This is a genomic window from Microcystis sp. M_QC_C_20170808_M9Col, from assembly GCF_007095495.1.
GTDB lineage: Bacteria > Cyanobacteriota > Cyanobacteriia > Cyanobacteriales > Microcystaceae > Microcystis > Microcystis aeruginosa.
In genome coordinates this window covers 1-7452 of the sequence record NZ_SFBZ01000009.1, presented here as the reverse complement: position 1 = coordinate 7452, position 7452 = coordinate 1, and the positions used below count along the sequence as shown (strand labels likewise).

Below are 7452 nucleotides of genomic sequence, written 5' to 3'. Positions count from 1 at the left end.
CCTGGGTGACGGGATATTTACCCATGAAAAAGGGGGGGACAGTTACTTGATGTTGAGGACGTTCATCATCAAAACTATCTTTCTCATTTGCTGGTGAACCCATCGTGAAAGTTCCCCCCGGGATAGCGACCATTTCTAGGGTGATGTCGTTGCCCAAATCTTGGCTGAAATATTGGGCTTCTCTTGACTCTTTTTCGATTTGCTCACCCTTCGCATTTACTCGCACCACCTCAAAGTTAAATGGTAACAATTCTAACTTTTGCAACGTTTTAACTGAAACTGGATTAACTGAAACTGGAACTTTCTCTGATTGCGTATTTTGTGACGTTTGAGAACCAGGGGTACGGGCTGCCGTTTGCTCCAGTTGCTCTGCAATGGCCAGATAATTTCCGCCCAAATTTCTTAAGATTCTGGCTGACACTTCGGCAAAAGGACGAATAATGCCCTGTATATCTCCACCTATTTCTGTTGAGGGTTTTTTCAATTCAGCGAGGAAGTCCCGCAATTCTAGGTTCAGTTGTTTGGCGATATATTTGGAGACGCGATCAAATACATTTACCGTAGTAGAGCGAGTAGAACTAAGTTGTAAAATGTCTCTTACTTCTGGATTGATAAAATCGTAGAGTACCGCATCTGGGTCGGTTTCCTTAATACCTAACGAACGAACGCGAAGAATACCGCCTAAAAATACTTCTGCGATTTGGACTTGACCTGCTTCTGGTAACATTTCCTTACGGATCAATCGAACTACGGGCAGAAAAATTGTCGGTGTCGCCGCTAACAATTCAGCTAATTCTTGAGCTAAAGGCGAGGCATTATTGCGAAATCGTCTAACTATTTCTTCTGGAGTTAAATTTAGCTCGGCCTCGGGTTCTAATTCTTCTTTGGTATCGGGAGTCAGTATAAATCCTGCCACTTTAGTGTCACTGCGCCCCACGACTACACTACTCCATCGTTCGACACTGAGAGGTTCTAAAGTAAAAACAGGAATCGGTAAGCGATTCTGTTCACGAAAGACGTTTTCCCAAATCAGCACATCTCTAAATTTTAATCGACTATTAGTTAGGCCCGGTTCATCACTAAACAAAGTTACTTTCGCTCCCAATCCCAAGCCAGTTTTGAGCCAAAGCCATTCTGGAAGCATTTGCAATATAGCTAATGGACTCGATTGACTCCACAATTTTAAAAGCGGAAACATCCTACCATCTCGCCAATAGGATGCCACACAATCACTAACTACTACAATGAGACGACGGCCATTCGGATTGAGTAATTCTTTAGGATGATAAACTCTAGAATTAGTTTTAGTTAGTCCCCGATGAAGAGTTAGATTATTTTCCTTGAAAGCTAATTGCCAGACCTGTACATCACGAAAGATACCGTAATGTTGTAGTACAGTTTTAAGATCCGTTAAGGTTTGATGCCAAATATCCATCGACGGACCGCGATCAAATACCAATGCTAGTTCTAACCAAGGTTCTAAAGTTAGTTTAAAAACAGGGTTCAAGATTTTTTGGTCAGTTGCGGCAAAACTTTCCACTGTTCGTACTTCATCCAAAATACTTGGACGATCCTGTGTAGGTACGCGCCGCAATAATGTTTTTAAAGCTCTTGCCAAAGATAGAGAACTGCCCAAATCCGACGGATTATCGACTGGAAAAGTTAAAGAGCCACCGCCACCAACGAATGAATCTTTGCTTTGTTGTCGCGGGAATAAGTGTCCCACAGGTTCCGTTTTTTTCTCTTCTTCTTTCCCTAGAACCTTTTGTTTGGATTCAGATGAGGATGAAGAACTATTACCATTAGAAGAATCATCTTCAATTTCTTCTTCACTTTTGCTTTCAGTAGTTTCTACAATTTGAGGCCAATGGAGCAATAGCCAACACAAATCGGCCAACTCGTAACCGGTCATTTCTAGCTCTGACTGATTGAGAGTCTTAAGTAACCGTTTGAATCGATCCGGTTTCACTGATGCGGAAGCATCGCTCATTATAATCCCTCCGTATCGTTCAAACTCTTAAGCAATAACTCTTTCAAAGATTTGCGATCGAGAGTAGATTCCGCACCACCAGTTAACATATATACAATATTAAGTAATTGATCTGTTGCCAAATCTTTTTTATCTTTACCCAGAAAATCTGTAATTAATTGACTAATACGATCACTAGACTTATTAAAATATTCATCACCCATGTGAGATTTGACTATGGATTTAAGATTATTAATGCCCGGATTGGGCATATTGATTCTAATACAACGTCTTTTGAAGGCTGGAGGAAAATCTCTTTCGCCGTTACTGGTCATAACGACGATAGGAAAAGCATTACATCCCACTATTCCGCTCTTTAGCTCGACGGGATGAAGATTTTTATCCCAGGTAAAAACCGAAACTGTTTTATCGGGGTTTCTCTCTGTCCAGCGTTTTATTTCGGGGATTTCATATTCGCCTTCTTCAAACAGATTGAGGAGGTCATTGGGCAAATTGATGTCACTTTTGTCTATCTCGTCTATTAGCAACACTCTGGGCAAAGCTGAAGGAAGAAATGCCGTACCCAAAGCTCCTAAAGTGATATAAGAGCCGATATCTTGTTTGCCATCGGGTTCTGATTCTTGTAAGCGGGCGATCGCATCATAACGATACAAACCGTCCTGAAGAGTTGTTCGAGCCGTAATCGACCATTTTAAAACCGGACCCAATTTCAGTTGGTATGCTAAAGCATAGGCCAGGGAAGTTTTCCCCGAACCGGGACGACCAGTCACTAACAGAGGACGACGCAAGCATAAAGCCGCATTTACTCCGGCGATCACCAAATCGATAGCTTCCTGAAGTTGAGCATTTTGAGAATTGGTTTCATTGTCAGCGATTTCTGACAAACGGAATTTTTCACCGCGCTCGCGATCTTTTTTTTCTTTCTCGACAAGTTTCAATAATTCTGACCAGCGATCGCTATCTCGATCGAGAATAGGTCTGTCGAAATTTCTCCAAGGAGGTGGAGAGGGAAGATTAAGAGTTTCAGATAGCTGTTCTCCCCGACCATTAAACGGTTGCCAGTGAACTGATTTAGTTTCTTCTACCATTTTATTACTTAGCTCCTATTGTTTGTAAGGGATTTTCTTCTGGCAAGATTTCTGGGTCTTCTAACAACATACCGAGATAATAACCAGGATACTGTTTACGCTCTGTTTCAGTCCTGGTTCCCCATGAAACAGTTCTTAGTTCCCAAGTTTTTTCCAGTAAACCACGACATCGATCGGATAAATTATCGCAACTCAGACATTGTGTAAATTCCTGTTCAAATTGTACTTCTGAGGGAATAATATCCCAATTCCAAACGGCGATGGGAATACCACTATCAAAAATAGACTCAAAGAACCTCATACGCTCAAATTTATCGACAAAGAGAGAACCTTTTAATATAATCCCCCACAGATTCGAGCAATTTTTCATAAAAATCTCTAGTTCTTTCCAATTAGAGATTTTATTATTTCCAATCTCAATTATATTAGATTTTTGAGTATTTTTTATTTCATTAGCTAGAATATTCTTAGATATTTCCCGACAATTATCTCTCAAAAAAGTATCGATTCTTTCCCATCCTTTTTTGAGTGATCCGATGCGACTATTTTTTCGTATGCGTTCTCTACTTCTTAAAAATAGTCGGTAGTTTACTACCAATGATCTAGGTGTTTCTTCTTCATAAATTATTACCCAATTATCTAAATTAGGATGTAAATCAAAAATTGGAATAAATACTTCTATTCTTAATTCATCAATTGCTTTATCTCGAAATTGAGGCTCACTCTCAAGATAATCGATGTATGCTTTTATAGCTCTCGGAATATCTTCAAATTTAGGACAATCAAAGCCTTTTTTATCTCTAGATAATGAAATTTCAGATAGTTCATCCCGAAATTTAAACTGTCCCCTCACGTTCCATTTATCTTGATTTTCTCCATTGGCAAGTCTCTCAATCATAATTAATAATATCGGTGGCAAGCAAGAGCTATTTTTATTAACATTAGTGCTAGGTAAGATTTCAGTTTTTTTCAAACCGCAACTAGCCTCATCTAACCATGATTTTATACGTTCGTTATTACCTAATGATTGAGCTAATTTCTTTATCAATACTGTGGATTTATACTGATCAAGAAATACTTGTTTTAATAATTCATAATTCTTGGTAAAACACAAACTCTTGATATAAACTTTGTCATCTTCATGTTTATTTATTTCTTCAATCTTAGAACAGGCTTGCCAAATATCTTTCCAATCGATTTCATCGAGAATCGGGCATATTCCCGACCATAAACGTTCAAAGAATTCGTCGCAATTATTATTTGGTAATTCAATATTCTCATTATCAAAAAGAGTAATTGTCTTAGGAGATTGACTCATTTCTTTTTGTTGTTGTTTAGCAATATCACTAATAACTGCAATTAAACTATCGTAATAAACACTATCTTTTTCGTAAAAATTAATCCCATCTATTAAATCACAAAATTTATCTATAAATCCGCTTAATGCTTTTAAAATACCCAATAATGAAGAGCGCATATCGCTTCGTTCTTCCACACCTTTAACACTCAAAAAACCAATTATATCTTTTCTCTTTTGGGGATCTTGAATAGAAGGGCAATTCTCCAAGGCATCAATCAGCCGATTGAATCCTTGATCACTTGGTTTAGTGGGAACACTCAACAACATTCTAAAGGAAACTCCTCCGGCAACATTTGTATCGTGGCTTTTCTTAAATTTTGCATGGCAACAGAATCATTTTCGTAGAGCATATCAATAACGTCTAATAGCTCCGCCAATCCTCCTGAATAACCACGAGAAGTTTTAATTGCACTTAATACTACACTGTTTGCATTACCTTCCATGATGATGTTATTGGCTATTTCCTTCCTGAGATTCAAAATAATATCTTTTCGACTTTGGGGATCTTGCATTGACTGGCATTGTAAAAAAAGATCGCGCAATAGGCCTAATTCTTGGATAGTTAAATTGCGAGGTAGCGGAAAACTATCCCGTTTCCCTGTTTTAGTGGCTGGCTCAATTTCGCTAAATCGTTCTTTTCTATTACCCGACCAGTCCTGATATAAAAGATATGAAGGAGTTTGCCTGGTTTGTTTATCTTCTCGCAGTTTGATGAACTTTCTCTGCACGGACTGCATAACTGACTCCAGATCTGGAGGCCAAATCTCTGTATCTTTTAATGAGTTCAATTCATTTAATAGTTCTCGTGAAAATATACCCGTTTGTTCGTCGCCTTTATTAATCGCATATTCTCCCGGATTAGCCGCCAGCATGACCATTTGTTGTTGACTTGGCAAATGTTTACCGATAGGGGGAAGATCGTCAGGTGGAGTTATCTTTAATAATTGGGAATTGGCACAGGCATCAAAAATTAGTAGCTGTCGAGGCAAATTGTTATATAAATCGGTCTGCATAGCATTAAGCTGGGCAGTTAAATTCAGGTTCTTCAAGTCCTCCATTGTCGCATCGGCATAAATCAATCGACGATCGCCTTGAGGGACGATCCAACCGTGTCCCGACCAAAACAAGAAAAACAAGCTCGCCGTTTTTTTTCTCACTTCCTCGCGCAGAGCTTTATTGATTATATCTTTGGTCGCTTCTAAGGGTTTACTGTTGATCAGACTGGTAATCTCGTCAACGATTCCAGTATTGCGATCGAGTGGAGATGCGAAAACCGAAATATTTTCGGGAGGCACATTGCGATATCGTAACCATTGACAGAACCGATAAACATCATTGACCGGACCGTTCAAATCCGGAATAGCATTAGAATCGGCATACCTTTCAATGCCAACTAGAATAGCTTGCGTTGTCGATGGTTCAGCCATTAACTATCTTCTCCATCTTCTGCCAAACGGCATCCCAAACCTTGTCATTATTCCAATATGCACCGTGAGACTCGGGGAAAGGTTGTTTACTGTCGATTTCCACATCTTCTATCTTTCCAGGGAATATTTTCTCACCCACATAACTGAGGAAATCGTTGCGATCATAAATATTTAACCAATCGGGGAAAGTATCCGGCAGCTTGGCATTGGGATTATATTCCATCCCCACCAAAGCATTCAGTTCATAAAGAATAGGAGATTGAGAACCGATCGTCACCAACAAAGCCACTTGTGGTAATTGTTGTTCTAATAGCAAATCGACGGCAATAATACCACCCAAACTATGGGCGATTAATACGGTGGGATATTCCAGACGTTCAACGGTTGTGCGAACAAAGTCTCTAAGCTTTTGTCCCCTTGCTTGATACATCAAAATATCTCCCAAAGTGCCACTATATTCTTCCGTGAATCCATTTCGCTTTCTTTGGAGATTATTCTGAATAATACGCCTGATCGTACCAGAAATCATCTCTTTTATGCCGGACAAAACTCCTTTTTCCGTACCCCCTAATTCCGCCGCTATTTGCTCGACAATTTGATCTCGTAATCCCCCATTAACCGATAAGGCAAATTCGCCATAGTTATCCCTTACCAAAATAGCACTCTGGGCTACCAGCGCACGGGCGATCGCTATGCGGTATTCTCCTAATGGTTCCGTGGCGGATTCGATCGCTTTTTGATAATCGCTTTCGTTGACGATAATGGATTGGGATTGACTAAAAAACTCTCCAATGCCAGCTTGATCGAGCATTTCTTGCAGATTAGAGGATGGATTTAAGGCTCGAACCCGATTATCCAAATCCTCGCCTAGCTTTTCCCCAAAAACAGCCCCTTTGTCCTCGGAACTTATGGTTAGGATTTGCAGTTCGATGAGTGGGTCTTGATATAGTAACTCCCATAAACCCAGAACGTAGTCTTCATCAGTTAAATCTGTTTCTGAGGCTTTTTTTTGATCCGACACTGGAATAGATAGTCCCCCAGCATTTAACGTTGTGCCGAGGGAACCACCCCAGTAACACTTATGAAAACGCAAATTTTCATTGCGTTCTTTCAATTTTCGGATAATGATACTAAAAGTTTTGCTATAGGCAGGTTCTCGTACCCCAGTACCGTGGATAAAAACTAGGTTCCAATCCCATTGTCTCATCGACTTACCCCATCAAACCGACTCATTTCTTCACTCAAAATCCTCAATTCCTTCACTCTTCTCTATCCTCTGACTCAAAACAAGGTCTTCACGTCCCCACCTGACCATCGACCTACCGATTGGATACGGAGACCATCAGACCCCTACCCAATATTATCTCAAGACTAAAAGGTTTTCTGGTGGAGAAATCGACCCAATTGACATCCTCGCCGCCGGGGCCGGACGGTGATGACCGGCAATTCAAATAGCCTAACTGATAAACTTTGACATCCTCACCGCCGTAAACGGACGGTGATTCCCAAACCTCACGATTTAGGTTTCTGCTTCTTTCCCTTGCGGGGTTCCGCACCTGCCTTAACAGATTTACTCTGTTCTGGTCT

Annotated in this window: 5 protein-coding genes; all 5 read right to left on the bottom strand. The window is 40.2% G+C overall.

Features of this window, described 5'->3' with window-relative positions:
• The coding region (locus EWV68_RS00650) for a formylglycine-generating enzyme family protein (RefSeq protein WP_287168480.1) at positions 1 to 1990 on the bottom strand (1990 nt) is incomplete at its 3' end.
• Entirely contained in the window at positions 1990 to 3078 is a 1089-nt protein-coding gene (locus EWV68_RS00645) for an AAA family ATPase (protein WP_287168479.1), read from the bottom strand. The genes EWV68_RS00650 and EWV68_RS00645, both read right to left, overlap by 1 nt.
• Positions 3079 to 3082: 4 nt before the next feature.
• On the bottom strand, positions 3083 to 4705 hold the full coding sequence (locus tag EWV68_RS00640; protein WP_287168478.1) for a VMAP-C domain-containing protein: 1623 nt from the start codon (positions 4703 to 4705) through the stop codon (positions 3083 to 3085).
• On the bottom strand, positions 4696 to 5865 hold the full coding sequence (locus tag EWV68_RS00635) for a caspase family protein (RefSeq protein ID WP_287168476.1): 1170 nt from the start codon (positions 5863 to 5865) through the stop codon (positions 4696 to 4698). The genes EWV68_RS00640 and EWV68_RS00635 overlap by 10 nt, the downstream gene beginning before the upstream one ends.
• On the bottom strand, positions 5858 to 7072 hold the full coding sequence (locus EWV68_RS00630) for a lipase family protein (protein WP_287168475.1): 1215 nt from the start codon (positions 7070 to 7072) through the stop codon (positions 5858 to 5860). The genes EWV68_RS00635 and EWV68_RS00630 overlap by 8 nt, the downstream gene beginning before the upstream one ends.
• Between the last annotated feature and the right edge of the window lie 380 nt (positions 7073 to 7452).